Genomic DNA, 26,370 nt, shown 5'->3' with positions numbered 1-26,370 from the left:
TTGGAGACGGGATTTTTTTGTTGTTAAGATTGAAAAACTAATCTTCTTTTTCGTTGAGTTTGCGTTCCAATTCGGCCTGGAATTCTTCCATAACGGGTCTTACCGTACTGTCGGGAAGGTCAGAAATTCTGATGTACATCAATCCGTCAATGGCGTTGTTGAACAAAGGATCCACATTAAAAGCAACGACACGGGCATTTTGTTTGATGTATTTTTTTATCAAAACAGGTAATCGTAGAGAGCCCGGTTCCAATTCGTCGATCAATTTGTCAAATTTGTTCAAATCAGCTTCAGCTTCGTCAAAAATGAAATCTTTGTCGGCATCTTTCAGTTTTATCCTAAATGCTTTTTTAGGATGAATGTATTGGGCAATATAAGGATCGTAAAAATTAGATTTCATAAACTCAATCATTAATGATTTGGAGAAATCCGAAAATTGATTGCTGATACTTACCCCGCCAATCAGGAATTTATGCTCTGGATGGTGTAGGGTAGTATGAATAATTCCTTTCCAAAGCAAGAAAAGAGGCATTGGTTTTTGTTGGTATTCTTTTACGATAAAAGCACGTCCCATTTCGATGGAATGGTGCAACATTTCATATAATTCAGGTTCAAAACGGAATAAATCGGTCAAATAAAATCCTTCTATTCCATATTTTGGATAGATTTCGGAACCCAATCCCATTCTGTAGGCGCCTGCAATTTTTTGCTCATCATTGTCCCACAAAAACATATGATGGTAATATTTGTCGTAGGAATCAATATCTATAGATTCGTTGGTTCCTTCCCCTATTTCTCTAAAAGTAATTTCTCTCAAACGTCCTATTTCATGAAGAACATTTGGGATTTCTTTTGCACGGGTAAAAAAGACCTCATAATTTTTGCTTTGCAGTAATCGATGATCCTTTTTGCGTAAAGCATCAATTTCCTTCACAATTTTTTCTTGACTTGCGGCAGAAGCAATTTCTTTTGGATTTTTTTGGATTTTTAAATTGGCCGTATTCAGGAAATTGTTGTCTTTTTCAAAAGGATTGGCCAACATATAGGTTTTCTTTCTTAAGAATTCCGTGTATTCCTCAATCGATTCGTATTCGTTTTGTTCGGCTACCGAAATTGGTTTTCCAATTCGCACTTTTATAATGCGGTCTTTTTGGGTCAATAATTCCGAGGGTAATTTGGCCGTTCTCAGTGTGTCATCTATTTTGGATAAAAGATAAAACAAACGACTGTTTTTGGCATGGAAATAAATAGGGACTACAGGAACTTGCGCTTTTCGAATTACTTTAATTGCTCCTTCTTCCCATTCTTTATCAACAACCAATTTTCCGTCTTTGTAGGTAGAAACTTCTCCTGCGGGGAACATTCCCAATGGTTTACCGTCTTTAAGATGACGTAGTGTTTCCTTAATTCCCACCACGCTGGACTTGGCGTCCTTATGGTTTTCAAAAGGATTCACCGGCATGATATACGGCTTCATTGGGTCGATGCGATGCAGTAAAAAGTTAGCTATAATTTTAAAATTGGGTTCTTTTTCGAGCATTAGTTTCAACAACAAAATGCCATCAATTCCGCCAAGCGGATGATTTGAAATGGTAACATAAGCACCGTCTTTTGGCAAACGTTTAAAATCTTCTTCAGGAATTTCAAATTTAATTTGAAACTCGTCCAGAATAGCATTAAGGAATGGTAACTCCTTTAAATGCTTGTTCCTGTCATAGATTTTGTTTAATGTCGAAATTTTTAAAGCTTTCATCAACAACCAACCGGAAAAAGTACCGAAAACACCATACTTGTCCGTCTTTATTGCCTTTGCAACTTCTTTTGCGGTAACTAAACCCATTTATTTTTTCTTTTTTGAGCAAGAGACAAAGATAGCAAAATACTCCATTTTTATGTTTTTTTTTTGAATCAATCTTTTTACTTTTTACTATTTTTGGATTCCACAAAAATAATAATCTTCCAAAATTTTGATAAAAAATTGGTTTTGAGAACCTGTTTCTATCAAAAATGATTTTGGTTTAATCAAGGGCTAATGAAATGAGCATGACTGAAAATTGGTTACAAATACTAATTGATGATTTGCGACCCGAGTTCCGATAATTATCGGGACGAATTGGCAAAGCAATTACATAATGATCGATAAAAACAATAAATTTAATATATGAAAATAATCTCTTACAATGTAAACGGAATTCGTGCTGCCATAACCAAAGGATTTTTAGAATGGTTACAACATGCCAGTCCAGATGTGATCTGTTTACAGGAAATCAAAGCAATCGAAGAACAAATTCCAGTTTCTGATATTACAGCCGCTGGCTATCCCTATCAATATTACTATCCTGCGACCAAGAAAGGTTACAGCGGAGTTGCTATTCTGTCAAAAATAGAACCTAAAAATGTTGTATACGGAACCGGAATCGAGCATATGGATTTTGAAGGACGTAATCTTCGTGCCGATTTTGATGACTGCTCCGTAATGAGTTTGTATTTGCCCTCGGGGACAAACGAAGATCGTTTGGGCCACAAGTTTATGTACATGGATGATTTTCAAAAATATATTGACGAACTCAAAAAAGAGGTTCCTAATCTTATTATTTGTGGAGATTACAACATTTGTCACGAGGCTATTGATATTCATGACCCAATTCGGAATAAAAACGTTTCAGGATTTTTGCCCGAAGAAAGAGCTTGGCTTGATAAATTTATGAAGTCCGGTTTTGTAGATAGTTTTCGTCATTTTAACAAAGAACCACACCAATATTCCTGGTGGAGTTATCGTGCCGGAGCCCGTGGAAATAACAAGGGTTGGCGTATCGATTATAATCTGGTAAGTGATTCGTTGAAAGAAAAATTAAAAAGAGCCGTTATATTACCAGATGCCATGCATTCGGATCATTGTCCGATTTTGGTAGAAATCGAATAAAAAACCAATATCAATTTCAAAAATCAAATTCAAAAAATAAATCAAATGATCAAAAAAGTTTTTATCGGACTTTTAATTCTGGGGCTGTCCACCTCTTGTGTTTCCAAGAAAATCTACAACGATCTTGAAGCGCAATACGCCAATCTGAAAAAAGAAAACCAAACTATGGCTGGCGAAAATGCCGCTTTATTGGCATCCAAAAAACAATTGGAGTCAGAGAAAGCTGCTTTGCAAAGCAATTTAGACAATGTAAAATCCAATCTGGCAAAAGTACAAGCCGATTATGATGCTGCTAAAAACAAAATGAAAGTGATGCAGGATTCCTATGCCGCTTTGGAAAAAAACAGCAATGAAGCATTGGAGGCCAATATGAAAAAGAACCGTGATTTATTGGCACAATTAGATGCAAAAGCAAAAGCACTGGCAGCTGAAGAAGAAAAATTAAATGCAAGTGCTCAGCGTTTGAAAGAATTGGAAGAGCTGATCGCTGCCAAAGAAGCTAGTATGAAAAAACTAAAAGAAACGCTTTCAAAAGCGCTTAATGGTTTTGAAGGCAAAGGTCTGACAGTTGAGCAAAAAAACGGAAAAGTATATGTTTCTATGGAAAATAAATTGCTGTTCAATTCCGGTAGTTGGGCTGTAGGAACCGAAGGGAAAAGAGCAGTTGTTGAGGTTGGGAAAGTGTTGGGAGATAATCCTGATATTTCTGTGCTGATAGAAGGTCATACCGATAATGATCCATATGCTGGTTCAGGGCCAATTGCAGATAATTGGGATCTTTCGACCAAAAGAGCGACTGCGATTGTAACTATTTTGGGAGAAAACAGTAAAGTAAACAAACAAAATCTTACTGCTGCGGGTAGAAGCGAATATGCTCCGGTAGCCAGCAATTCTACATCTGAAGGGAAATCTAAAAATAGAAGAATCGAAATTATTTTGACTCCAAGGTTAGATGAAATTTCAAAAATGCTAAATCAGTTTTAGGAGGAAGTTTATAAGAGACTAAGTTGTTAAGTATAAAAAGGTTTACGTTTTGCGTGAACCTTTTTTTGTTAATATTTAGGTAAAGCCAAATAAAAAAGGGAGAACTAATTTTTATATTTGTTTCAAAAAAAACTTAGGCTATTAGAAGCTTAGTCTCATAAAAATTAAAAAAAATGAAATACACCACTTTACCGAATACCGATATTAAAGTCAGTAAAATATGTCTTGGTACAATGACTTTTGGACAACAAAACACTGAATCCGAAGGGCATGCACAGATGGATTATGCGCTTGAAAGAGGAGTGAACTTTTTTGATACCGCCGAGATGTATTCGATTCCGTCCAAAAAAGAAACGTATGGAAGTACCGAAAGAATTATTGGTACTTGGTTCAAGAAAACCGGAAAAAGAGAAGAAGTGGTTCTTGCGTCCAAAATTGCCGGTCCAAATGCAAATTTTGGTTATATGCGAGATAAATTGGATTTTTCTCCTGCTAGTATTGAGTACGCTTTGGACAAAAGTTTGCAACGTCTTCAAACTGATTATTTGGATCTTTATCAATTGCATTGGCCGGAGCGTAAAACGAATTGTTTTGGACAACGTGGGTATAAATTTCAGGAAGATGCATGGGAAGATAATTTTTATGAAGTTTTAGAAGTATTGGATGGTTTTGTAAAAGCCGGAAAGATCAAACATATTGGCGTTTCCAATGAAAATCCGTGGGGAATCATGCGTTTTCTGGAAGAAAGTAAATACCATAATTTGCCAAGAATTAAAACCATTCAAAATCCATATTCATTGTTGAACCGACTTTTTGAAAACGCATCTGCTGAGGTTTGTTTTAGGGAGAATGTTGGATTATTGGCGTATTCACCTTTGGCTTTTGGGGTATTATCCGGAAAATATTTGTCGGGAGAAAAACAACCTAATACGAGATTGAGTTTGTTTCCGCAGTATTCGAGATACAGCAGTGCCAAATCCACCGAGGCAACAAAATTGTATCAAGAAGTCGCCCACAAACATGATTTGACTTTAACTCAATTGGCTCAGGCTTTTGTATTGCAACAGCTTTTTGTAACGAGTTCCATTATTGGAGCTACTACGATGGAACAACTTAAAGAAAATATTGATACTATTGATGTTGTACTTTCAGATGAAATTTTGAAGGAGATAAACGCTATTCAGGCAATTATTCCAGATCCGGCTCCTTAAATTCAGATTCCGTAGTAGATTTCTAATGTGGAATCTGGGTTAAAACCGCAAAGGCGCAAAGAAAAAACCACAAGGTTCGTAAAGCTTTGCGTTCTTTGCGAACCTTGCGGTTAAATACCTAAGAATCAAAAAGTTTTAGAAATCAAATTCTTCTTTCATTTCTACACTATCAATTACGGTTGTGTCTTTTGGTTTGATGTTCAATAGCGAATGTGCTCGACCTGTAAGCGTTACCGGAGCTGACAAGCCAACAGTATCTTCAGGAACTAATAAACCACGGCGGAACATCAGATTTCTCAAGAATGCTTGTTGCTTGGTGGCATAAGCTTTCTGTAAACCTTCCTGGTCAAATTGCCACATGAATTTCTTTGGTTTTGGGATAACAGTAGCTAGGAACAAACATTCGCGTACATTCAAATCGGCTGGTTTTTTCTGGAAATAAAATTCGGCAGCCTCGCCAATTCCATATACGTTTGGTCCCCATTCGATAATATTGAAATACACTTCAAGCATACGTTGTTTGCTCGTGATTCGGTTGCCTTCAATTATATAAACCAACAGAATTTCTTCTAGTTTTCTGGACAACGTTTTTTCTCTGGTAAGGAAAACGTTTTTAACCAATTGCATGCTTATGGTGCTTGCTCCTCGGGAGAATTTTTTGGTACGGATGTTTTTAAGAATCGATTGTTTGAAGGCTTCGTTTATAAAACCGTGATGCGACATGAACGAAGGATCTTCGGAAGTCAAAACACATTTCTGTAGGTAAGGAGAAATTTGATCCAAAGGAGTGTAATATGGATTGCTTGCGCCCACAAAAACCGGACGCTGCAGTACTCCTTTATCGATCGCCCGATAAGTGAATTCCCCGTTTAATTTGTTAAGGTCAATATTTCCGTATTTGGTTATTTTTACATCCCGTTTGTTGACATTGCTTTTGAAAACAATGGTGTTCGGTTTGTTTTTGTTGAACATGAAATCCAAATTATAATCGAAATCACCCGTTGCTTCCATTCCTTGAAAGTGGGTAAACAATCCATCAGGTAAGGAAGTGATGAAATCCTGAGTTTTGATTTTTGGAGTTTTAAGCCTTAGTCTGTAAACGGTGTCTTCTTCGGTGTTGTATGAAAGATACGGATGTATTTTTATTTTGTTGAATTGGACGGTCGAACTGCTGTCGATAGAAATAAAATCGCTGCCTAGCAAGAAACGGAAATCAAATCGGGCATTTTTGATATTAACGTCTTTGTTGGCAATTCTTTTATGGTTTAATTTCAAATTGGTAATCGAACTAAATCCGTCAAAATGCAGTTCACCGTGACTCATATCAATGTTTTGAATATTGAAACGGATCGAGTCAAAACTGGCTTTCAGGTTGTAGCGTTCGTCAAAGTAAGGCACTTTGATTGCGCCGGTGTCTATGTTGAAAAAATGAAGATCTCCTTTTTTATTTCTTGGGTCAGCCATTCCGTTGATTCTCCATCGCTGTGCAAAAGTGTTGGTTTTGACTTCGATTGAGGATTCCAATTTGGTTTGGTGTAACGTCAGGTTTTTAAAATTTACGGTCGCTTTCTTGCCATTGTCATCGAGTTTGAAGACAAGATTTTGCATTGTCATATCGGTTGGGACCAAATTGAGGACTTTGGAGATAATACGATAGGCAAATTCGGCGTAATCTCTTTTTTTAGTGCTAACGGGTTCGCTTTTGTCTTTTTTGAGGAAAGCGGCGAAGTTTTTGATATTTCCTTTTTTGGTCAATTGTACATAACCATTTTTTATTTCAAGGGTTCCGAGTTGCACATCGCCAAGCAATAAACGCCAAAGATTGACACTGGTTTTCATTTTTTGGATTTTGAAAAGCGTGTCTGCATTTTTTGGAACTAAAGTAATGTCTGTAAGATCAACACCCGCAAGACCATCGAAAGAGGCTTTTTTTACCGAAAATTTACTGTTGTAGTCAGATTCCATCGTAATGGAAGTTTTTGCAATAATTTGGTGCAAAAGATTTTCTCTGAAGCTAAAAAGGCCTATGATTGTAAGGAGTAAAAGGACAACAATTATTTTTGTAGCTAAGAATATTTTTTGTTTTCGGGTTCTCATGAATTGTGGGGTTTGACAACGGGCTAAAGTAGTAACTTTTTTTGTTCGATGGATATTTTTTATCTAAAGTTTAGTAAACTCTTATAATAAATGAGTTCGAAAAAATATCTGAGAATCTATCTTTATTAAAAAAACGTAATTTGATTTGGTTAATAGCTGAAAAACAAAATGTTGACCCTTAGCCCAGACAGAAACGGCATCCTATTGTGCCGTCTCGTCCCAAAAGACGAGAGGCGCAATAGATATAGTGGATGGCTGGAGTATGCTTTCAAATAATGCCAAATGTTTCTGCTTAAAAAAACAACAATCGAAGCTAGTTCGAAACTTAAATTAATGCTAATATATGATTGGGGGTTGGTAAAGAAAAATCAGGAATTTAAAATCAAAATTTTGCTTTTTAGAACGATTGATTTAGTTTTGAAAAAAAAACGAATGAAATCATTTGATGTAGCTATAATTGGTAGTGGTCCGGCGGGAGCTTCGGCGGCTTTTGAATTGTCTAAAAGCGGAATTTCAGTTGTAATTATCGAAAAAGAGATTTTGCCAAGATATAAAACGTGTGGGGGAGGATTAGTTTACAGAGGGAGAAAAAGTATGCCTTTTGATATTTCATCCGTTGTAGAAAAAGAATTTTTCGAGATAGATACTTATTTTTCTAAGATTAACACCAAAATTACAACAAGTAGGGAGGAACCGATAATCAGTATGGTGATGCGTGATGCTTTTGACAATTTGATTGTAGAAAAAGCAAAAGAAAATGGCGTTGCTCTTTTACAAAATCACAAAGTTTTGGATATTACTTTCGGAGATATTCAAACAATTCATACTTCGGAAGGGGATGTACAAGCCAAATTTATCATTGCAGGGGATGGAGCTTTAAGCCCGGTTGCTAAAATTGCAGGATGGGAAGAATCACGGACTATTATTCCGGCTTTGGAATATGAAGTTGAGGTTCCTCAAACGGACTTTGAACGATTGTCTAAAAACGTTCGTTTCGATATTGATATTGTGCCTAATGGTTATGGCTGGTGTTTCCCAAAGAAAAACCACTTGTCAATAGGCCTTGGTATAATTATCAAAACCAAACAAAAAATCGATTTAAAGAAACATTATAAAGAATATTTAAAAGTCTTAGGAATCTCAGAAGTTCTTAATGAAGAAGCTCACGGATTTGTAATTCCAATTTCTCCTAGAACCGATACTTTTGTTCGAAATAATGTGTTTTTGATTGGAGATTCGGCTGGATTTGCCGATCCTGTTGTTGCTGAAGGGATTTCAAATGCGATAGTGAGCGGTGTCTTGGTTGCAAAATCTATTGTGGAAAGTAAACTGGATTCTATTCGTGCGGCTGAATTATATCATGAAAAACTGGAACAAGGGCTTTTGCCAGAAATTAGGACAGGGGTTGTTTTGTCTAAATATTTCTACCAAAGCAGAAGATTGCGAAATCTGTTTGCTAAAAAATTCGGAAATCATTTATCCAATGCAATGACAGATGTTTTTATGGGAGAAAGGACATATCCAAAAGATTATAAAGCGTCTATTCGAAGAAGAATTAAAGAGGCGATTTTTTAGTTTTTTAATAGTAAACCTTCAAGTCTATATTTTTTTACCATTAAGATATTAAGAAAATTAAGTGTTTGCGGGACTTAATGAAACTTAATATCTTAATGGTTTATAATTTTAAAGACAATAATGTTTTGAAATTAGGTTTATCCTAAAAGCATGCTTGCGACATCTTCGATTTTGGCGACCAATTGAATTTTTATTCCAGTATTTTTTAAAGCAATTTTATTGTATTTGGATACAAAAATGGTCGAAAAACCTAATTTTTCGGCTTCTTGAATGCGTTGATCAACTCGGTTAACGGGACGAATTTCGCCCGAAAGTCCGACTTCACCGGCAAAACAAAAACCTTTGTCTACTGCAATGTCTTCGTTCGAAGATAAAATAGCGGCTACAACTGCTAAATCAATTGCAGGGTCATCGACAGAGATTCCTCCGGTTACGTTTAAGAAGACGTCTTTGGCTCCAAGCCTAAATCCGGCTCTTTTTTCTAAAACAGCCAAAATCATATTTAGTCTTTTTGCGTTATAACCTGTGGTACTGCGTTGTGGAGTTCCATAAACTGCCGTGCTTACCAAGGATTGTATTTCAATCATCAAGGGACGCATTCCTTCAAGCGTGGTGGCAATTGCAGTTCCTGATAATTCTTCGTCTTTGTGTGAAATCAATATCTCTGAAGGATTGGATACTTCTCGCAATCCGCTTCCAAGCATTTCGTAGATGCCGATTTCGGCAGTCGAACCAAAACGGTTTTTCAATGATCGCAAAATGCGGTAAACATGATTACGGTCGCCTTCAAATTGAAGTACGGTATCGACCATGTGTTCCAAAATTTTTGGACCTGCTATGGTTCCGTCTTTTGTGATATGACCAATCAGAATGACAGGTATATTGGTTTCTTTTGCAAATTTAATTAGCTCGGCGGTTGTTTCCCGAATCTGAGAAATACTTCCTGCAGTGGATTCGATATAATCGGTATGTAAAGTCTGAATCGAATCGATTATGACAATTTCGGGTTGAATAGTTTCAATTTGTTTGAAGATATTCTGTGTTTTGGTTTCGGTAAGGATAAAACAGTTGTCTCCATTTGGAGTAATGCGTTCGGCACGCATTTTAATTTGTTTTTGACTTTCTTCTCCCGAAACGTATAATGTTTTGTAGGGTAATTTTAAAGAAATCTGTAATAAAAGTGTACTTTTTCCTATTCCAGGTTCTCCTCCCAAAAGGATTAATGAACCGGGAACGATTCCGCCTCCCAAGACTCTGTTCAATTCATTGTCAGTAGTATCAAGGCGAATTTCTTCGGAACTGTCAATTTCATTGATTCGTAACGGTTTTGGAGCTTTTCCTGTAGCTGAAGATTCGCTTTTCCAAGCAACTTTTTCCTGCTTCTGAATAATCTCCTCGGCAATAGTGTTCCATTGCTTGCAGGAATTGCATTGCCCTTGCCATTTGGCATATTGTACACCACAATTCTGGCAAAAAAAAGTTGTTTTTATTTTGGACATTATTATTGCTTTTTTTCTTCGGTAGGAGGAGTGTCTGCAGCAGGAGTTTCAGTTGCTGGTGCTTCTTCAACGGTTTCTTGTTTGGCAACATCCTGGCCTACTTTTCCTTTTATTTTTGGCTTTTTGGCAAAAGTTTTTTTCAATTCTTCGGCTTTGGCAAACATCATGTCTTTGGTAAGATCGGCAATTTCTTCTTTGTTAAATCCGGACATGTAATAGCGCACAGCTCTGGGATTATCGCCCTTTTTTTCAAACATTATTGCCAATTCATAATCTCCCAGCATACTTTTTGGGTAGCTCTTATCGGCAAGAATCGCTAAGGCATCCAACTCGTTATAGTCTTTGTTTGTGATGATGGCCGCTTCGATAGCTTTAAAATCAGTAATTCGGATTGGATTTTTTATTCCAAAAGAATTTTCAATTATATCATATTTGTTTTTCAAATAATCGACATAGCCTTCTTTGAGGGTCACTATTTTTGTTTCATATTCCAAAACCGATATAGGTAGTGCCACGGAGAAAATTTGGTATAAAGCTGAAGGAATAGAATTCAAAACAAGAGAATAATGTGAGGCATCTTTAAAATTTTCGAACTTATAATTTAAATTCGGATTTGGAGTGGCTTGAATTTTAGAGTCAAGGTCTTTAATTCTTTCCTGCATTTTTTTATCATCGCCATCAGCTGTTGATAGATAATAAAAAAGAGGGCTTTTGGTGGAGGATAGTATCTTTGAAAGATCATCTTCCATATTGACAGGTAATTCAGGACTCATGCCGATGTAAGCATTGAATAATGGATTTTCTTTATATAAGAAAAAATTTGAAAAAGCGGCAGTTAAATCGTGCCCGGCAATAATTTTGAAATTAGTAGTTCGGTAATCGTGTTGAATGGCTGGAATAAGCTCCAAAGATATGAAGTCGAAGAAATTAACACTTTTCCCATCAGGCATCCCGGTTACTTGGTCCAAACCGCAATCTTGTTCCCTTTGGTTGTTTTTGTCTTGGCTAATCCCTACTGTAATTACTTCCGGTAAATTATCCCAATGAGCACCATAGTTTAAGGGAGCTAGAAAAGGATTGAGCAAATAGTCACCGTCTAATAAAACTAATAACGGGTATCTTTTGGTTGGGTTTTTTTCATAAGAAGCAGGCAAAGAAACATAAAGATCTCTTTTCTCCTGAAGTTTTCCTGAGTCGAAATGGATGACTTTTATTTGTGAAAAACAAGAAATCGAAAAAAGGGCCAGTAATACAATTAATAAATGTTTCATATAAATAATTTGGGGTTTAGTTATCTTATGAGAAAATCTTAAGCAAGATAAACAAATATTTGATGTATTGTCAAAGAAGAAAAATTCTTACGTCAAAGAATTGTCTTTTTCGTTAGGGAAAACAATCCAAGGTTTGAATGTTTTGGCCTCTTCAAATTCCATTCCTGCATAGGAGATAATGATGATGATATCGTCTTTTTGAACTTTTCGTGCTGCTGGTCCATTTAAGGTAATTATTCCTGAGTTTTTTTCGCCTACAATAGCATAAGTGTCAAAACGTTCTCCGTTATTGATGTTTACAATGGAAACTTTTTCTCCTTCTATTATGTTCGCAGCTTCTAATAATGCCTCGTCTATGGTGATACTCCCGATGTAATTTAAGTCGGCGCCTGTGACTCTTACTCGGTGAATTTTTGATTTAACAACTTGAATATGCATGATGTTTTTTAATTTAATGAAATGGTGTCGATTAATCGGACATTGTTGATAAATACGGCTATGAATGCTCTGTATTTTTTATTTTTGACTTTTCTAGTGCAGGTGGAAAGTGTTTCTTCATCTGCAATTTCAAAGTATTCTAAAGTAAAGTTTTTGTTTTTCTCAAATTCATTTGTGACCCATTCAGCCGTTTTTTTTGCGCTATTGTTGACAAATTTGGCTTTCGCTCCATTTAGGATTTTGTAAATAACGCCAGCTTCCTCTTTCTGCTGCAAAGTTAAGCGTTCATTTCGAGAACTCATAGCCAAATTGTTGATTTCTCTGTAAATAGGGCAAACTACGATAGTTACAGGGAGATGGTTTTTTTCAACCATTTTCTTTACAATCTGCACCTGCTGGAAGTCTTTTTCGCCAAAATAAGCTTTGGTTGGGTTTACAATTTCAAAAAGACGTTTAACAATGGTTCCAACTCCATCAAAATGACCAGGCCTGAATTTTCCCTCCATTTTGTTTTCCAAACCGTCAAAATCAAAAGATTGAGAAATGATTTTTCCTTCGTATATATCTTCGACAGTAGGTGCGAAAAGGATGATATTGGGACTAATGTCTTGGATTTTTAAAATATCTGCGTCTAAATCTCGCGGATATTTTTCAAGGTCCTCAGGATTGTTAAATTGCGTAGGATTGACAAAAATACTTACAACCGTAATGTCGTTTTCATTTACTGATTGGATCATTAAAGATTGGTGTCCTTTATGCAAAGCTCCCATAGTTGGAACGAAGCCAATAGAAGAATTTGTAGTCTTTTTCGAGGTTAAATAATCCATTAAAGCCGCTTTTCTATTGAAAATTTGCATGGCAGTTTTGTTTAAATTGGCTGCAAAATTAATATTTTACTCTATAACTGCATAAAATTTTGTAATTTTGCATGGTTTTTATTGCCAACAATTAATCAATTTATACTATGAAAGATAAGAGGATATTATACGTATCATCTGAAGTCGTGCCTTATCTAGCTGAAAATGAGGTTTCTTTAATGTCTTATGACGTACCAAAAATGATTAATGATCAAGGAGGGCAAATTAGAATTTTTATGCCAAGGTATGGAAATATTAACGAGAGAAGACATCAATTACATGAAGTGATTCGGTTGTCTGGAATGAATTTGGTGGTGAATGATTTAGATATGCCATTAATTATTAAAGTGGCTTCGATTCCAAAAGAGAGAATTCAGGTTTATTTTATCGATAATGAAGAATATTTTAAAAGAAAAGCAACTTTTGCCGATGAAGAAGGGGTGATGTACCCGGATAATGACGAGCGTGCTATCTTTTTTGCCAAAGGTGTTGTGGAGACCGTGAAAAAACTAAATTGGGTTCCCGATATTATTCACGTTCATGGTTGGATGGCAGCGATGTTGCCTGTTTACATGAAACATTTCTATAAAAACGAAGCATTATTTTCGGATACAAAAATCGTTACTTCTGTCTACAGTCAATCTTTTGATGGGACTTTGGATATTGAAATGATCAATAAAGTACGATTTGACGGTATTCCAGATGAAGCAATTTCTGAATTGGAAGTACCTAATTATGAAAACATTATAAAAACTACTGTTCGTAATTCTGATGCTGTTATTATTGCTTCAGAAGGGGTTTCTCCAAGTTTAACAAAATTTATAGAGTCTTGCAACAAACCTTTTCTACCTTTGAAACATAAAGATGAATTTTCGGTCGCTTATACCGAGTTCTATAAAAATATGTTGTTATAAACCAAACTTTTACGAATAAGTATGCTTAAAAATTCTTTTTTTAAAACAATTCCCTTTCTTTTATTTATTGTTCTCCTTAATTCGTGTGATAAAGAATTAAACGTCGTTGGTGAAGACCTTATAGGTGACAATAATTTTGATATACAAAAAAGTGAATTTGATGTTGTTGCTTATAACCAAAAATTAGGTCCAATACAATCCAATAATTTAGAGACTAATGCTTTAGGAGTTTATAATAATCCTTCTTTTGGTACGACAAATGCTAATTTTGTAACTCAACTTACTTTAGCGAGTGAAGGAATTACTTTTGATGCTAGTGCTACAATAAAAAGTGTTGTTTTATCTGTGCCATATTTTGTTGATAAGACAAAAACGGTTACTGATGCTTCTACCGGTGCTAGTACTTATGTTTTGGATTCTATTTATGGCCCTGATAAGGCTAAAATGAAACTAAGCGTTTATGAATCTGGTTATTATATGAGAGATTTGGATCCTGAAAGTCAGTTTACACAGTCTCAAAAATATTATACGAACCAGCTTTCAGATTTTGATCAGCTTAAAGTAGGTTCGCCTTTAAACGATGCTTCAAACACTGCCGAAAATTCACAGTTCTTTTTTGATCCTGTTGAACATGTTGTAGTTACAACTACTGATGGTAAGGAGACAACAACTAGAAGTGCTCCAGCAATGCAATTGAATTTGAATGCTGCTTTTTTTACGAATAAAATATTAAAAGCTCCAACTACTGCTTTGTCGAAAAATGAATTGTTTAAAGACTATTTTAGGGGATTGTTTTTTAAGATTGAAGAAAATGGGTCTGGACCTGGAAATTTGGCAATGATTAATTTTAGAGCCGGGAAAATAACTATTACTTATACTGAGACGATTAGTGGGGTAGCTACTGAAAAAACATTCGTATTGAATTTGACAGGTAATACCGTTAGCTTGTTAAATCAAAGCAATACAAATCCTAATTATACCAGCGCAACTGATCCTGCTAATATCAATAAAGTTAATGGCGATGCTAATTTGTATCTCAAAGGTGGAGAGGGTTCGATGTCTGTTTTGAAATTATTTAGTAAGACAGATAATCACGGGTTTGAATTGAATGAGGGGCCTAATGGAGTTCCGGATGAATTGGATGACATGAGAAGAAACAAATACCTTGTTAATCAAGCGGATTTGACATTTCATTTGAATTCGAACGCAATGGGAGAAAGTTATGTACCGCAAAGAATTTATTTGTATGATTTTAAAAATAACCAAATTTTGGTTGATTATAGGGAGACTTCAACAGTTTCTTCAAATGCCAAAAACAATAAATATGTTTTTGGCGGGATCCTTTTAAAAAGAACGGATGGTAGTTATGATTATAAATTTAGAATTACAAACCATATCCGAAATCTTGTAAAATACAAAGATTCGACTAACGTGGACTTAGGGTTGGTTGTTACCGAAGATATTAATAAATCAAGTTTTTATACCTTAAGAGATAAAACAGGTTTTCCATTGAAAGCGCCAATGGCTTCTGTAATGAATCCTTTAGGGACAATCATTTTTGGGAATAATATCCCAATAAGTGATCCGAATTATGATAAAAGACTTAAGTTCGAGATTTATTATACCAAACCCAATTAGAAATATATTTTAACCCCTCTTAAAATAAATAACCATGTGCGGAATTGTTGGATATATAGGTCACAGAGAAGCGTACCCTATAGTAATTAAAGGATTAAAAAGGCTTGAGTATCGCGGATATGATAGTGCCGGTGTTATGTTATATGACGGCGAATCATTAAAATTATCCAAGACTAAAGGTAAAGTTTCAGATCTTGAAGCGAGAGTACAAAAAGAAATTACAACAAACGGAACTATTGGAATGGGACATACTCGTTGGGCTACCCACGGTGTTCCAAATGATGTCAATTCGCATCCCCATGTGTCCAACTCGGGTGATCTAGTAATCATTCATAACGGAATCATCGAGAATTATGCTCCTTTGAAGCAAGAGTTGATGAAAAGAGGATATACTTTTACATCAGACACGGATTCTGAGGTTTTGATTAATCTTATTGAGGAAGTTCAAAAAAGCGAGAATTTAAAATTAGGAAAGGCAGTACAGGTAGCTTTAAACCAAGTAGTGGGAGCTTATGCTATTGCGGTTTTTGATAAAAAGACCCCAAATGAAATCGTTGCGGCGAGATTAGGTAGTCCGTTAGCTATTGGAATTGGAGAAGGTGAATATTTCATTGCATCTGATGCATCGCCGTTTATTGAATATACTACCAATGCAGTGTATCTTGAAGATGGTGAAATGGCAAATGTAAGGTTGCACAAACCGATGAAAGTCCGCAAAATTAAAGATGATTCTATTGTTGATCCTTATATTCAACAACTTCAAATGAATTTGGAGCAAATTGAAAAAGGAGGTTATGATCACTTTATGTTGAAAGAAATCTATGAGCAACCAAGTGTTATCAAAGATACTTATAGAGGAAGGTTACATGCCAATGAAGGTATTATCCAAATGGCTGGAATCGAAGATAATCTCGAGAAATTTTTGAATGCAGAGCGCATCATTATTGTGGCTTGCGGTACATCTTGGCACGCTGGTTTGGTAGCTGAATATATCATTGAAGAATTTACCAGAGTACCTGTTGAAGTTGAATATGCATCTGAATTCAGATATAGAAATCCAATCATCAACAGTAAAGATGTTGTGATTGCTATTTCACAATCAGGTGAAACTGCCGATACTATGGCAGCTATAAAATTGGCCAAAGAAAACGGGGCATTTGTCTTTGGTGTATGTAATGTAGTTGGTTCTTCAATTTCAAGAGAATCACACGCTGGTGCTTATACGCATGCTGGTCCGGAAATTGGGGTTGCTTCAACAAAAGCATTTACAACTCAAATTACGGTATTGACTATGTTGGCATTGCGTTTGGCCAAAGCAAAAGGAACAATGAACCAAACAGATTATCATACTTATTTGCAAGAATTAGAAATTATTCCTGATAAAGTAAAAGAAGCTTTGGAAACTAATGCTAAAGCTGAAGAGATAGCGGCTGTTTTTAAAGATTCCCCTAACTGTCTATATTTAGGGCGTGGATACAATTTTCCTGTTGCGCTTGAAGGGGCTTTGAAGCTAAAAGAGATTTCTTATATTCATGCTGAAGGTTATCCTGCTGCAGAAATGAAGCATGGTCCTATTGCGTTGATTGATGAAATGATGCCTGTTATTATTATTGCTCCTAAACAAGGACACTATGATAAAATTGTGAGTAACATTCAGGAAATTAAATCCAGAAGCGGAAAAATTATTGCGGTTGTGACAAAAGGAGATGTGCAGGTTCGTGAATTGGCTGACTATGTTATCGAAATTCCTGAAACATCAGATGCATTGTCGCCGTTGATTACGACCATACCTTTACAACTTTTATCATATCATATTGCTGTGATGAGAGGATGTAATGTTGATCAGCCGAGAAATTTGGCAAAATCTGTTACTGTCGAATAAACAAATTGATATTAAATTTTTTAAAAAGCGAGATTCATTTCTCGCTTTTTTTTTGCTTTTTTTGTTTTACGAAAACGATATAATTCTTTGTGATAAATTTAGCATAATTGCCAAATTGCTATGTATGCATAGTATAATTTGATAATAATTTATGATTTTGTTGTTAATTCTGTAAAATATGAAAATATTAAATTATTATATAATCTATGTTTTTATTGTTAATAATTGTAATTTTTTTAATTTTTGTTGTTGATAATTGGAAAATATGTGTAATTTGGCGTCGCTAACCTACAAAATTTTGCCATATGAGATTATGTTTGTTCTTTTTTACATTGTTTTTTTGCAGCATTTCTTTTGCGCAAAATTCTATCAAAGGCGTTGTTACCGATGAAAATAATCAGCCTATTCCGGGAGTCAATATTACTATTTCGGGGACTAAGGAAGGAACTACAACTGGTTTTGACGGGACATTTACATTGATAAGTTCGAAAACTCCCCCATTTTCGCTAGAAATTTCTGCAATTGGGCATCTTCCGATTAATGTAAACGTTGAATCGGTATCACAAAAAATCCTTGTTAAACTTAAAGCTGAAGAAACTAAACTTAACGAAATTGTGGTTTCTGCTTCAAGAGCACCCGAAAAAGTGCTTCAGTCTCCTGTTACAATTGAGCGAATGGGAATCCAGCAGGTTAAAAGCACTACTGCACCCACTTTTTATGATGGTTTGGAAAATCTAAAAGAAGTTCAGTTTAATACCAGTAGTATTTCATTCAAAACTGTAAATACAAGAGGATTTGCGGCTGTTGGAAATACTCGTTTTATGCAGTTGGTTGATGGTATGGATAATTCTTCCCCGGCATTGAACTTTGTGCTGGGAAATCTAATTGGTCTTTCAGATCTTGATGTGGCCAGTGTTGAGCTTTTGCCAGGAGCTTCTTCAGCTTTGTATGGGGCGAATGCTTTCAATGGTATTTTGTTTATGAACAGTAAAAATCCTTTTACGCATCAGGGAATTAGTTCTTATGTGAAATATGGACAAACCTCTCAAGATGTTGCTGGAACCAACGATTATTTTGATATGGGAATCAGAATGGCTACTGCTTTTGATAAACATTTTGCGGTAAAAGCCAACTTTAATTACATGAAAGCTACCGAATGGATTGCTGATGATAGAAGAAGTATGACCGGAGGTGCTAATAGTCACGATGGAAATCAAAATTATGACGGGTTAAATATTTATGGAGACGAAGTGACTACTTTTATAAATAATGTTGGACAGGTGAGCAGAACGGGTTACCGTGAAAAAGATTTGAATGACAATAAGGTAAATAGTGTCAAAGCTGATTTCTCTTTGCACATTCGACCATGGGCTAATGATACTGAAATTATTCTTCAATACAAATTAGGTTTGGGAAATACTATTTACCAGGGAGCTAATAGATATGCTTTGAATGATTTCTTTATGAGTCAGACTAAAGTTGAAGTTAAAGGGAAGAACTTTTTTGTAAGAGCCTATCGTTCATCAGAAGATGCTGGTAATTCTTATGATATGCGTTTTGCGGGTTGGAATGTGCAAAGAATGGCTAAATCAGATACCAACTGGTTTACGGATTATGCTACTTCGTTTCAATTGTCATCGGCGGTTTTGGGACTCAATGCCAATCAGGCGGCAAATTATGCACGAACTTTTGCTGACACGAATGTTTCTCCCGGTTTAAATTTGGTTCCAAATACTGATCCAAACAATCCTTCGGCTCCAAGAAATCCGAGATTTGAACCGGGTAGTCCGGAGTTTATCAATGCTTTGAATACCGTTAAAAATAATCCTGATTTTACAGAAGGGGCGAAATTTACTGATCAGTCAAAAATATATCATTCAGATGTTAATTATAATTTTAGGGATTTAATCAAATTTGCCGAAATTCAGGTTGGTGGTTCTGCACGTCAATATGAAATGAATTCCAATGGTTCGATCTTTACGGATTATGATGGGCCAATCCGTTACAATGAATATGGAGTTTATGCGCAAGGATCTAAATTGTTTTTGGAAGATCGTTTGAAATTAGTTGCTTCCATTCGCTATGATAAAAGCCAGAATTTTGACGGAAACGTATCTCCAAGAGTTTCTTTTGTTTATTCAGCCGGGGCTCAAAAAAATCATAATTTCAGAGCTTCATATCAAACAGGTTTTAGAAATCCTACCACACAAGATCAGTACATCGGATTGGATTTAGGGCCGTTTGCTTTAATTGGTTCTGCTCCTGAAAATCTAGTTCGTTTTTCCGAAACTTTAAAAGTGAGTTCAGCGGGAGTTGCTGCTGGTTCAAGTGCTACGGTAGCTATGGATGGACGAAATGCTTACAATAATTCTTATACGCTGTCTTCTGTTCAGGCGTTTGCAGCTGCTTTGGCTGCTAATCCTTCTAATGTTGCCGGTGCGGCTGCCTTGTTGCAATCTGCAAATGTTCAGTTAGTTCGTCCAGAAGAAGTGAAAGCATATGAGTTAGGATATCGTACTGTTATTAATAATGATTTATCGATTGATTTGAATGGTTATTTTAATCAATACAATCATTTCTTGAATACTTCCAGAGTTGCCGGTGTTTATTATGGAGATGTAAATGCATCTCTTAATTTGTCGGATCCTTTAAGTCCGGTTTATGCTTTGACCAGAAGTGATAGAAGAGTTTATCAGGTGTACTCGAATACTAATGCTGATGTTTCGTCTTTAGGATTTGGTGCCGGCTTATCTAAAAAAGTGTATAAAGATTTTGAATTGGGTGTAAACTATAATTATTCCCAATTAAACTTTAATCAATCTGATGATCCGGGATTTGTGACAGGATTCAATACTCCAAAACATAGGGTGAAAGCTTCTTTGGGTAATGCAAAATTGTTTAAAAATTTTGGTTTTAGTACAAATGTAAGATGGAACTCAGAGTATTTGTGGCAATCTTCTTTTGCAGACGGAATGGTTCCTTCGACAACCGTGTTTGATGCGCAAATTAATTATGCTGTTCCGGCTTATAAAATGTTGTTCAAATTAGGGGGAACCAATATTGGAGGTAAAGATTATATCCAGGTAATTGGAGCGGGTTATATCGGGCAACAATGGTTTGCTTCAGTGACAATTAATCCATAATTAAAAAGACAAGACAAAAACTTAAAAATATTAGAGTATGATGAAAAATTTCAAATGGCTGCTGTTGCTTTCGTTAAGTTTTGTAGCGTGTAATAATAATGATGACGATTCGGCTCCGGCAGAAATTCCTATTACTCCGGGTTCGGCATCTTTTACAAAATATGTAGCATTAGGGGATTCCTTTGCGGCAGGATATAGTGATGGAGCTCTTTTTAAAGCGGGGCAACAAAATTCATATGTAAATATATTGGCACAACAATTTATTCCTGCTGGCGGTGCTGCAATTACTCAGCCCTTGATGGCTGATAATATTGGTGGTTTGTTGTTAGGAGGTAATGTGATTGCAGGGGCGCGTTTGTATTTTAACGGAAAAGCTCCTGTAACGGTTCCGGGAACACCAACTACTGAAGTGACTAATCATTTAACGGGGACTTTTAATAATTTAGGAATTCCTGGAGCAAAGAGTTTTCATTTGGTTGCATCCGGTTACGGAAATGTAGCTGGTGTAGCTTCTGGCAAAGCGAATCCGTATTATGCGCGTTTTTCCAGTTCGGCAACTGCTACGGTATTGGGAGATGCGCTGGCTCAGGCTCCAAGTTTCTTTTCTTTGTTTATTGGAGGGAACGATGTTTTGAGTTATGCTACTTCAGGTGGAATTGGTGTAAATCAAACAGGAAACATGGATCCTTCGACTTATGGTTCAAACGATATCACCGATCCTACTGTTTTTGCAAATGTGTTTACATCTTTGGTGACCAGTTTAACTGCGAATGGAGCTAAAGGAGTGGTTGCCAATTTGCCTTATATAACCGCGTTGCCATATTTTACGACTGTGCCTTATAATCCTGTAGCTTTGACAGATGCTCTGGCTGCTCAATTGAATGCGGGCTATGCGCAATATAACGGTGGATTGCAACTTATGGTTACCAATAAGTTGTTAACGGCTGAAGAAGCGGCACGAAGAACGATTAAATTTGTTGCCGGAAATAATGCGGTAGTTATTGTTGATAGTTATTTGACTAATTTGACCGCTTACGGTGTTCCGTCTTATAGACAAGTTACCAAAGATGATTTAGTTGTGTTAACTGCAAGAACTTTTATTGGGACGACTGTTGGTGGAGATCCTTTAAAAATAAATGGGGTTTCGGTGCCTTTGGCGGATCAGTGGGTGCTTTCGAAAGATGAAGTTAAAGAAGTTCAGGTTGCGACTGATGCTTATAATAAAACGATAGAGTCAGTTGCGGCGTCTAAAGGATTGGCTTTGGCTGATACCAAAACAGCGCTGACTCAATTATCGACTGCGGGTGTTCGTTTTGGAAATTTTCATATGACATCTGCGTATGTAACTGGAGGGGCATTCTCATTAGATGGTGTTCATCCGAGTCCTAGAGGCTATGCTTATATTGCGAATCTTTTTGTAAATGCGATAAATGCTAAATATGGCGCGACTTTGAGAACAGTTGATTTGTCGCAATATCAAATTCAGTATCCTGCCGTCATACAATAATTTTGCTTTTTAATATTTATTGAAACCACCCGTTTGTAACGCGGTGGTTTTTGTTTTTTTGGAGAAAAAAAGTAATGTTTTTGTGCTTTGAAATTATCTGATATTCAACATTGTAAAAATTTAAGTTTTTTTATAAAAAAAACATTGATTTTATATTTTAAAAAATTATCTTTGCGCTCTGAAAAAAGTGTCCATTTGAGGAGTTTCGATGGTCGCTATTTCATAAACCTAAATAGCTATTTAATAAATACATAAGCAATGTCAAAAGTAATAGGAAAAGTTGCCCAAATCATTGGACCAGTAGTTGACGTAGTTTTCAACGGAGAAGTTGAACTTCCAAAAATTTATGATTCGTTAGAAATCACAAAAAAAGACGGAACTATATTGGTTCTTGAAGTACAATCTCACATTGGTGAAAATACAGTTCGTACCATTTCGATGGACTCAACAGATGGTTTGAGTAGAGGTTATGAAGTAGTTGGAACAGGAAACCCTATCCAAATGCCAATCGGAGCGGACGTTTTCGGTCGTTTGTTTAACGTAATCGGTGATGCGATTGATGGTTTGCCAGAATTGCCTAAAACAGGTGAAAACGGAACTCCAATCCACAAACAAGCACCAAGATTTGAAGATTTATCTACATCTTCTGAAGTTTTATTTACTGGTATTAAAGTAATCGATTTGATTGAGCCTTATGCAAAAGGAGGTAAAATTGGATTGTTTGGTGGTGCTGGAGTTGGTAAAACAGTATTGATTCAGGAGTTGATTAACAATATTGCAAAAGGTCACGGTGGACTTTCTGTATTCGCTGGAGTAGGAGAAAGAACTCGTGAAGGGAATGACTTACTTCGTGAGATGTTGGAGTCAGGAATTATTAAATATGGTGACGATTTCATGCACTCTATGGAAAATGGAGGATGGGATTTGTCTAAAGTAGATTTGAAAGGAATCAGAGAGTCTAAAGCTACTTTCGTTTTCGGACAAATGAATGAGCCACCAGGAGCTCGTGCACGTGTGGCACTTTCTGGATTATCTATCGCTGAGTACTTCCGTGATGGAGCTGGTTCTGACCAAGGAAAAGACGTATTGTTCTTCGTTGATAATATCTTCCGTTTTACACAAGCAGGTTCTGAGGTATCGGCTCTTTTAGGTCGTATGCCATCTGCAGTAGGTTACCAGCCAACTCTTGCTACAGAGATGGGGGCAATGCAAGAGCGTATTACATCTACAAACAAAGGATCTATTACATCTGTACAAGCGGTTTACGTACCTGCGGATGACTTAACTGACCCTGCGCCAGCAACAACGTTTGCTCACCTTGATGCTACTACAGTATTGTCTCGTAAAATTGCTGAGTTAGGTATCTATCCTGCGGTGGATCCATTGGATTCTACTTCAAGAATCTTAGCTCCTCACATTATCGGAAACGAGCACTATGACTGTGCACAAAGAGTTAAAGAGATTCTTCAAAAATACAAACAATTGCAAGATATCATCGCAATCCTTGGTATGGAGGAGTTATCAGAAGATGATAAATTAGCAGTTGCCAGAGCTAGACGTGTTCAACGTTTCTTGTCTCAACCTTTCCACGTTGCTGAGCAATTTACAGGATTAAAAGGTGTATTGGTTGATATCAAAGATACTATCAAAGGATTTAACATGATCATTGATGGTGAATTGGATCACTTGCCAGAATCAGCTTTCAACCTTAAAGGTACTATCGAAGAAGCTATCGAAGCTGGAGAGAAAATGTTGGCAGAAGCTTAAAATCAGTTGGCAGTTATCAGTTATCAGTTATCAGTTCTAAACTTTAACTTCTAACTTTTAACCTCTAACTTCTAACTTTAAAAATTATGATTTTAGAAATTGTATCACCAGAAGCGAAATTATTTTCAGGAGAAATCACTTCTATTTCTGTTCCGGGAGTAGATGGTCGTTTTCAAATGTTGAATAACCACGCGCCAATAGTTTCATTGTTGCAAAAAGGAACAGTTGACATTACTGCTCCAAAATTTGATTTGAACGAAGAAACTTCAAGTTTGTTTACCAAAATAAACGATCAAAATTATACTTTAGAGATTAACTCCGGTACGCTTGAGTTAAAAGATAATAAAGTGATTGTTTTAGCTGACTAAGACAATTGAATTTTAAAAATTAAATGCCTGACATATGTCGGGCATTTTTTTTGCGCTTAAACGAAATAGAATTGTTTTCAAAAATGAACTTTGCCTCCTCTTTAGCCCTGATTAAGCCGATATCCTCGTAGCGAAGCGTAGAGATAAAGGCGAAAGCAGGAACTAAGTTTGCTGAAAAGGCCAATTGTTTCGCTCCTAAAATATTCTTTCTTTTTTGTTGCCGATTTTCTTTAAAATAAATGGTGTTGTAAAGAAATTACCTTATTAATTTTTTTAACTTTACTCTGTAATTACATGTAAACCAAACTATAAAGTAGATTGTTATGAAAAATAGTAAAATTTTAATAGCTCTTTTTTTGTTAGTTAATGGAGTGTGTTTTTCCCAGGTTTATACCAATAAAGTGGTTGGGAAAAAGAATTCAGCATTGTTGGATAGCCTTAAGGTGGTGGAATATCCTTATGTGCTGCCGATATGGGGAGAAAAAGCAACACAAAAGGGGTTTCAATTGCCTTATTCGGCGGGACTTTCGTTGAATTACTTTTGGCAAAAATCGGATATTGTAATTCAGAATCTTGAAGTTGGATTTAATAATGGGCCAAAATACAATTTGGATCAAATAGTACGTTTTACAGATTCTTATGTAACTGCTGAGTCAGTGAATGTTCGACCTGATATTTGGTTGTTTCCATTTTTAAATGTATACGGTATTTTAGGAAAAGCTAAAACTGCTACTAATATCAATGCCGGAGTATGGGTTCCTGATGCCAATAATAATTGGTCGCAGGTATATAGTTTTGGCACTAAAGCTAATTTTGACGCAACCACTTTTGGACTTGGCCTTACACCTACCATTGGTGTTGGAGGTGGATGGCTTGCACTTGATATGAACGTTTCCTGGACTGATATCAGTGCGCTTGAAAAACCAGCAATGGCTTTTATCTTTGGGCCAAGATTAGGAAAAACATTTAAATTCAATAGACCCGAGAGTAATATTGCCTTTTGGACTGGTGCTTTTAGGGTGCATTTAAAAAGTGGTACGGCTGGTTCATTAGCTTTAAATGATGTTTTAAATTTAGATGATGCTCAGGCGAAAGTGGATAATGCAATCACTAATGTTAATGGAAAACAAACCCAGGTAGATGCCTGGTGGAATGGATTATCTAATGCCGAACAAGCAAAACCTTCCAACAAAGCTAAATATGAAACAGCTAATAAAGCACTTGATACAGCTGGAAATCTTTTGAATGGCATTGATGGTGCATTGAGTACAGCTGAATCATCTACGGTGCAATACTCATTAGAAAAAGCGCCTAAAGATGCTTGGAATTTTATAATAGGGACACAGTATCAATATAATCGTCATATAATGTTACGTGGTGAAGTTGGTTTTCTTGGAAGTCGTACCCAGTTTTTGACGAGTCTTCAGTACCGTTTTGGATTGTAATTGAACTATAATACAAATTTAAGATTTGCCAAAACTCATAATTATATCCGATGAAAAAGATTCTATTCTTACTTGTATTATGTTTTGGTTTTCAAAAATCTCATTCTCAGGTTTTAATGTCCCTGATTTTTGGCGACAAATTAAATTCCCCGAATATTGAATTTGGTTTAGAAGGCGGAGCCAATTTTTCGACTATATCGAATCTCGATTCGGATCATAGAACCGATTTTAATTTGGGTTTTTATTTCGATTTTAATTTAAAGAACCCTTCCTGGATGTTCAACACGGGAGTAATCGTAAAATCGACAATGGGAGCTGATAACGTAGCTATTTATTCGTTGAATGATGAAAAATTGGATGCCGTATTTGCCGAAGGATCTGTTAAAAGAACTATCAACTATTTTAATGTCCCTTTGATGATCAAATACAAATTTGATAACAACATTTATATCAAAGTTGGTACTCAATTGGGATTGTTGTCCACTGCGAATGATATGTTCCATCAGAATTATTATGGCGATGATCTAGAGTATAAAAACAACATACGGGACAAAATTCATGTTGTCGATGCCGGTTTGGCCCTTGGTCTTGGTTATCGTTTAAAAACCGGTAAATACGGTATGAATCTAGGCCTGCAATACTATTACGGATTGGTACCACTTTTAAAAGGGGATAATAGCCCTACTCAATACAACCGCTCTCTTTATGTAACGGCGGGCTTGCCAATAGGTAAAGGAAAAGCGGCTAAAAAGGCAGCGGAGAAAAAGAAAAAAGCAGAGGAAGGGCTTGGTCAATAAATTAAACGGACCTAACGGGTTTTCAAAACCTGTTAGGTCTTCTAATAAAATTAC

Annotated in this window: 19 protein-coding genes; 13 read left to right on the top strand and 6 right to left on the bottom strand. The window is 36.1% G+C overall.

Annotated elements, in window-relative coordinates; translation table 11 throughout:
- Positions 1 to 37: 37 nt before the first annotated feature.
- On the bottom strand, positions 38 to 1,840 hold the full coding sequence (locus tag OZP12_RS01095) for a GNAT family N-acyltransferase (protein WP_281227209.1): 1,803 nt from the start codon (positions 1,838 to 1,840) through the stop codon (positions 38 to 40).
- 321 nt (positions 1,841 to 2,161) lie between these two features.
- Here OZP12_RS01095 and OZP12_RS01090 point away from each other — a divergent pair, with 321 nt between their 5' ends.
- From OZP12_RS01090 to OZP12_RS01080, 3 genes are all read left to right on the top strand, one after another.
- Positions 2,162 to 2,923: an exodeoxyribonuclease III gene (locus tag OZP12_RS01090; RefSeq protein ID WP_281227208.1), complete on the top strand. Its 762-nt coding sequence runs from the start codon at positions 2,162 to 2,164 to the stop codon at positions 2,921 to 2,923.
- Between the two features lie 45 nt (positions 2,924 to 2,968).
- Positions 2,969 to 3,907, top strand: coding sequence for an OmpA family protein (locus OZP12_RS01085; RefSeq protein ID WP_281227207.1), 939 nt, complete (start codon positions 2,969 to 2,971; stop codon positions 3,905 to 3,907).
- Between the two features lie 173 nt (positions 3,908 to 4,080).
- Positions 4,081 to 5,118 (top strand): NADP(H)-dependent aldo-keto reductase, encoded by a 1,038-nt coding sequence (locus OZP12_RS01080; protein WP_281227206.1) that lies wholly within the window; start codon positions 4,081 to 4,083, stop codon positions 5,116 to 5,118.
- Between the two features lie 135 nt (positions 5,119 to 5,253).
- Here OZP12_RS01080 and OZP12_RS01075 read toward each other — a convergent pair whose 3' ends face one another.
- A complete protein-coding gene (locus OZP12_RS01075; RefSeq protein ID WP_281227205.1) occupies positions 5,254 to 7,215 on the bottom strand; it encodes a transglycosylase domain-containing protein in 1,962 nt (653 codons plus the stop codon).
- A 432-nt stretch (positions 7,216 to 7,647) separates the two neighbouring features.
- On the opposite strand from OZP12_RS01075, the gene OZP12_RS01070 reads away from it, so the two are divergent.
- A complete protein-coding gene (locus tag OZP12_RS01070) occupies positions 7,648 to 8,790 on the top strand; it encodes a geranylgeranyl reductase family protein (RefSeq protein WP_281227204.1) in 1,143 nt (380 codons plus the stop codon).
- 137 nt (positions 8,791 to 8,927) lie between these two features.
- On the opposite strand, the gene radA is transcribed toward OZP12_RS01070, so the two are convergent.
- The 4 genes from radA to panC form a co-directional block, all read right to left on the bottom strand.
- A complete protein-coding gene (gene radA, locus OZP12_RS01065; RefSeq protein WP_281227203.1) occupies positions 8,928 to 10,289 on the bottom strand; it encodes a DNA repair protein RadA in 1,362 nt (453 codons plus the stop codon).
- A gap of 2 nt (positions 10,290 to 10,291) precedes the next feature.
- Complete coding sequence (locus OZP12_RS01060; protein ID WP_281227202.1) at positions 10,292 to 11,560, bottom strand: alpha/beta hydrolase; 1,269 nt, start codon at positions 11,558 to 11,560, stop codon at positions 10,292 to 10,294.
- An 87-nt stretch (positions 11,561 to 11,647) separates the two neighbouring features.
- Positions 11,648 to 11,998 carry an aspartate 1-decarboxylase gene (gene panD / locus OZP12_RS01055; RefSeq protein ID WP_281227201.1) on the bottom strand — a complete coding sequence of 117 codons (351 nt, stop codon included), beginning with the start codon at positions 11,996 to 11,998 and terminating at the stop codon, positions 11,648 to 11,650.
- A gap of 8 nt (positions 11,999 to 12,006) precedes the next feature.
- Positions 12,007 to 12,855, bottom strand: coding sequence for a pantoate--beta-alanine ligase (gene panC / locus OZP12_RS01050; protein ID WP_281227200.1), 849 nt, complete (start codon positions 12,853 to 12,855; stop codon positions 12,007 to 12,009).
- 107 nt (positions 12,856 to 12,962) lie between these two features.
- Between panC and OZP12_RS01045 the strand changes: the two genes are divergently transcribed.
- From OZP12_RS01045 to OZP12_RS01005, 9 genes are all read left to right on the top strand, one after another.
- Positions 12,963 to 13,769 (top strand): glycogen/starch synthase, encoded by an 807-nt coding sequence (locus OZP12_RS01045; RefSeq protein WP_281227199.1) that lies wholly within the window; start codon positions 12,963 to 12,965, stop codon positions 13,767 to 13,769.
- A 21-nt stretch (positions 13,770 to 13,790) separates the two neighbouring features.
- The gene (bamH, locus tag OZP12_RS01040) at positions 13,791 to 15,407 is read left to right on the top strand and encodes a BamH family beta-barrel-assembly machinery protein (RefSeq protein WP_281227198.1); all 1,617 of its coding nucleotides are present in this window, start codon (positions 13,791 to 13,793) and stop codon (positions 15,405 to 15,407) included.
- 34 nt (positions 15,408 to 15,441) lie between these two features.
- Positions 15,442 to 17,289, top strand: a complete 1,848-nt coding sequence (glmS, locus tag OZP12_RS01035; RefSeq protein ID WP_281227197.1) for a glutamine--fructose-6-phosphate transaminase (isomerizing) — start codon at positions 15,442 to 15,444, stop codon at positions 17,287 to 17,289.
- Between the two features lie 305 nt (positions 17,290 to 17,594).
- A complete protein-coding gene (locus OZP12_RS01030) occupies positions 17,595 to 20,432 on the top strand; it encodes a TonB-dependent receptor (protein WP_281227196.1) in 2,838 nt (945 codons plus the stop codon).
- Between the two features lie 37 nt (positions 20,433 to 20,469).
- Positions 20,470 to 21,939 (top strand): SGNH/GDSL hydrolase family protein, encoded by a 1,470-nt coding sequence (locus OZP12_RS01025; protein ID WP_281227195.1) that lies wholly within the window; start codon positions 20,470 to 20,472, stop codon positions 21,937 to 21,939.
- A 258-nt stretch (positions 21,940 to 22,197) separates the two neighbouring features.
- Positions 22,198 to 23,706 (top strand): F0F1 ATP synthase subunit beta, encoded by a 1,509-nt coding sequence (atpD, locus tag OZP12_RS01020; RefSeq protein ID WP_281227192.1) that lies wholly within the window; start codon positions 22,198 to 22,200, stop codon positions 23,704 to 23,706.
- A gap of 86 nt (positions 23,707 to 23,792) precedes the next feature.
- The gene (locus tag OZP12_RS01015; RefSeq protein ID WP_281227190.1) at positions 23,793 to 24,074 is read left to right on the top strand and encodes a F0F1 ATP synthase subunit delta/epsilon; all 282 of its coding nucleotides are present in this window, start codon (positions 23,793 to 23,795) and stop codon (positions 24,072 to 24,074) included.
- A gap of 323 nt (positions 24,075 to 24,397) precedes the next feature.
- Positions 24,398 to 25,519, top strand: a complete 1,122-nt coding sequence (locus tag OZP12_RS01010) for a hypothetical protein (RefSeq protein WP_281227189.1) — start codon at positions 24,398 to 24,400, stop codon at positions 25,517 to 25,519.
- 50 nt (positions 25,520 to 25,569) lie between these two features.
- Entirely contained in the window at positions 25,570 to 26,316 is a 747-nt protein-coding gene (locus OZP12_RS01005; RefSeq protein ID WP_281227187.1) for a porin family protein, read from the top strand.
- Positions 26,317 to 26,370 lie beyond the last annotated feature (54 nt).

The sequence above is a fragment of the Flavobacterium aquiphilum genome (assembly GCF_027111335.1).
In the GTDB taxonomy this organism is placed as follows: Bacteria; Bacteroidota; Bacteroidia; order Flavobacteriales; family Flavobacteriaceae; genus Flavobacterium; species Flavobacterium aquiphilum.
The sequence above is the reverse complement of the archived record's forward strand: the minus strand, read 5'-3'. Positions and strand labels throughout refer to the sequence as shown.

Excerpts from the sequence above, each read along its gene's own strand:
- OZP12_RS01095 (WP_281227209.1), bottom strand. The coding sequence starts at position 1,840 with ATGGGTTTAGTTACCGCAAAAGAAGTTGCAAAGGCAATAAAGACGGAC.
- OZP12_RS01090 (WP_281227208.1), top strand. The coding sequence starts at position 2,162 with ATGAAAATAATCTCTTACAATGTAAACGGAATTCGTGCTGCCATAACC.
- OZP12_RS01085 (WP_281227207.1), top strand. The coding sequence starts at position 2,969 with ATGATCAAAAAAGTTTTTATCGGACTTTTAATTCTGGGGCTGTCCACC.
- OZP12_RS01080 (WP_281227206.1), top strand. The coding sequence starts at position 4,081 with ATGAAATACACCACTTTACCGAATACCGATATTAAAGTCAGTAAAATA.
- OZP12_RS01075 (WP_281227205.1), bottom strand. The coding sequence starts at position 7,215 with ATGAGAACCCGAAAACAAAAAATATTCTTAGCTACAAAAATAATTGTT.
- OZP12_RS01070 (WP_281227204.1), top strand. The coding sequence starts at position 7,648 with ATGAAATCATTTGATGTAGCTATAATTGGTAGTGGTCCGGCGGGAGCT.
- radA (WP_281227203.1), bottom strand. The coding sequence starts at position 10,289 with ATGTCCAAAATAAAAACAACTTTTTTTTGCCAGAATTGTGGTGTACAA.
- OZP12_RS01060 (WP_281227202.1), bottom strand. The coding sequence starts at position 11,560 with ATGAAACATTTATTAATTGTATTACTGGCCCTTTTTTCGATTTCTTGT.
- panD (WP_281227201.1), bottom strand. The coding sequence starts at position 11,998 with ATGCATATTCAAGTTGTTAAATCAAAAATTCACCGAGTAAGAGTCACA.
- panC (WP_281227200.1), bottom strand. The coding sequence starts at position 12,855 with ATGCAAATTTTCAATAGAAAAGCGGCTTTAATGGATTATTTAACCTCG.
- OZP12_RS01045 (WP_281227199.1), top strand. The coding sequence starts at position 12,963 with ATGAAAGATAAGAGGATATTATACGTATCATCTGAAGTCGTGCCTTAT.
- bamH (WP_281227198.1), top strand. The coding sequence starts at position 13,791 with ATGCTTAAAAATTCTTTTTTTAAAACAATTCCCTTTCTTTTATTTATT.
- glmS (WP_281227197.1), top strand. The coding sequence starts at position 15,442 with ATGTGCGGAATTGTTGGATATATAGGTCACAGAGAAGCGTACCCTATA.
- OZP12_RS01030 (WP_281227196.1), top strand. The coding sequence starts at position 17,595 with ATGAGATTATGTTTGTTCTTTTTTACATTGTTTTTTTGCAGCATTTCT.
- OZP12_RS01025 (WP_281227195.1), top strand. The coding sequence starts at position 20,470 with ATGATGAAAAATTTCAAATGGCTGCTGTTGCTTTCGTTAAGTTTTGTA.
- atpD (WP_281227192.1), top strand. The coding sequence starts at position 22,198 with ATGTCAAAAGTAATAGGAAAAGTTGCCCAAATCATTGGACCAGTAGTT.
- OZP12_RS01015 (WP_281227190.1), top strand. The coding sequence starts at position 23,793 with ATGATTTTAGAAATTGTATCACCAGAAGCGAAATTATTTTCAGGAGAA.
- OZP12_RS01010 (WP_281227189.1), top strand. The coding sequence starts at position 24,398 with ATGAAAAATAGTAAAATTTTAATAGCTCTTTTTTTGTTAGTTAATGGA.
- OZP12_RS01005 (WP_281227187.1), top strand. The coding sequence starts at position 25,570 with ATGAAAAAGATTCTATTCTTACTTGTATTATGTTTTGGTTTTCAAAAA.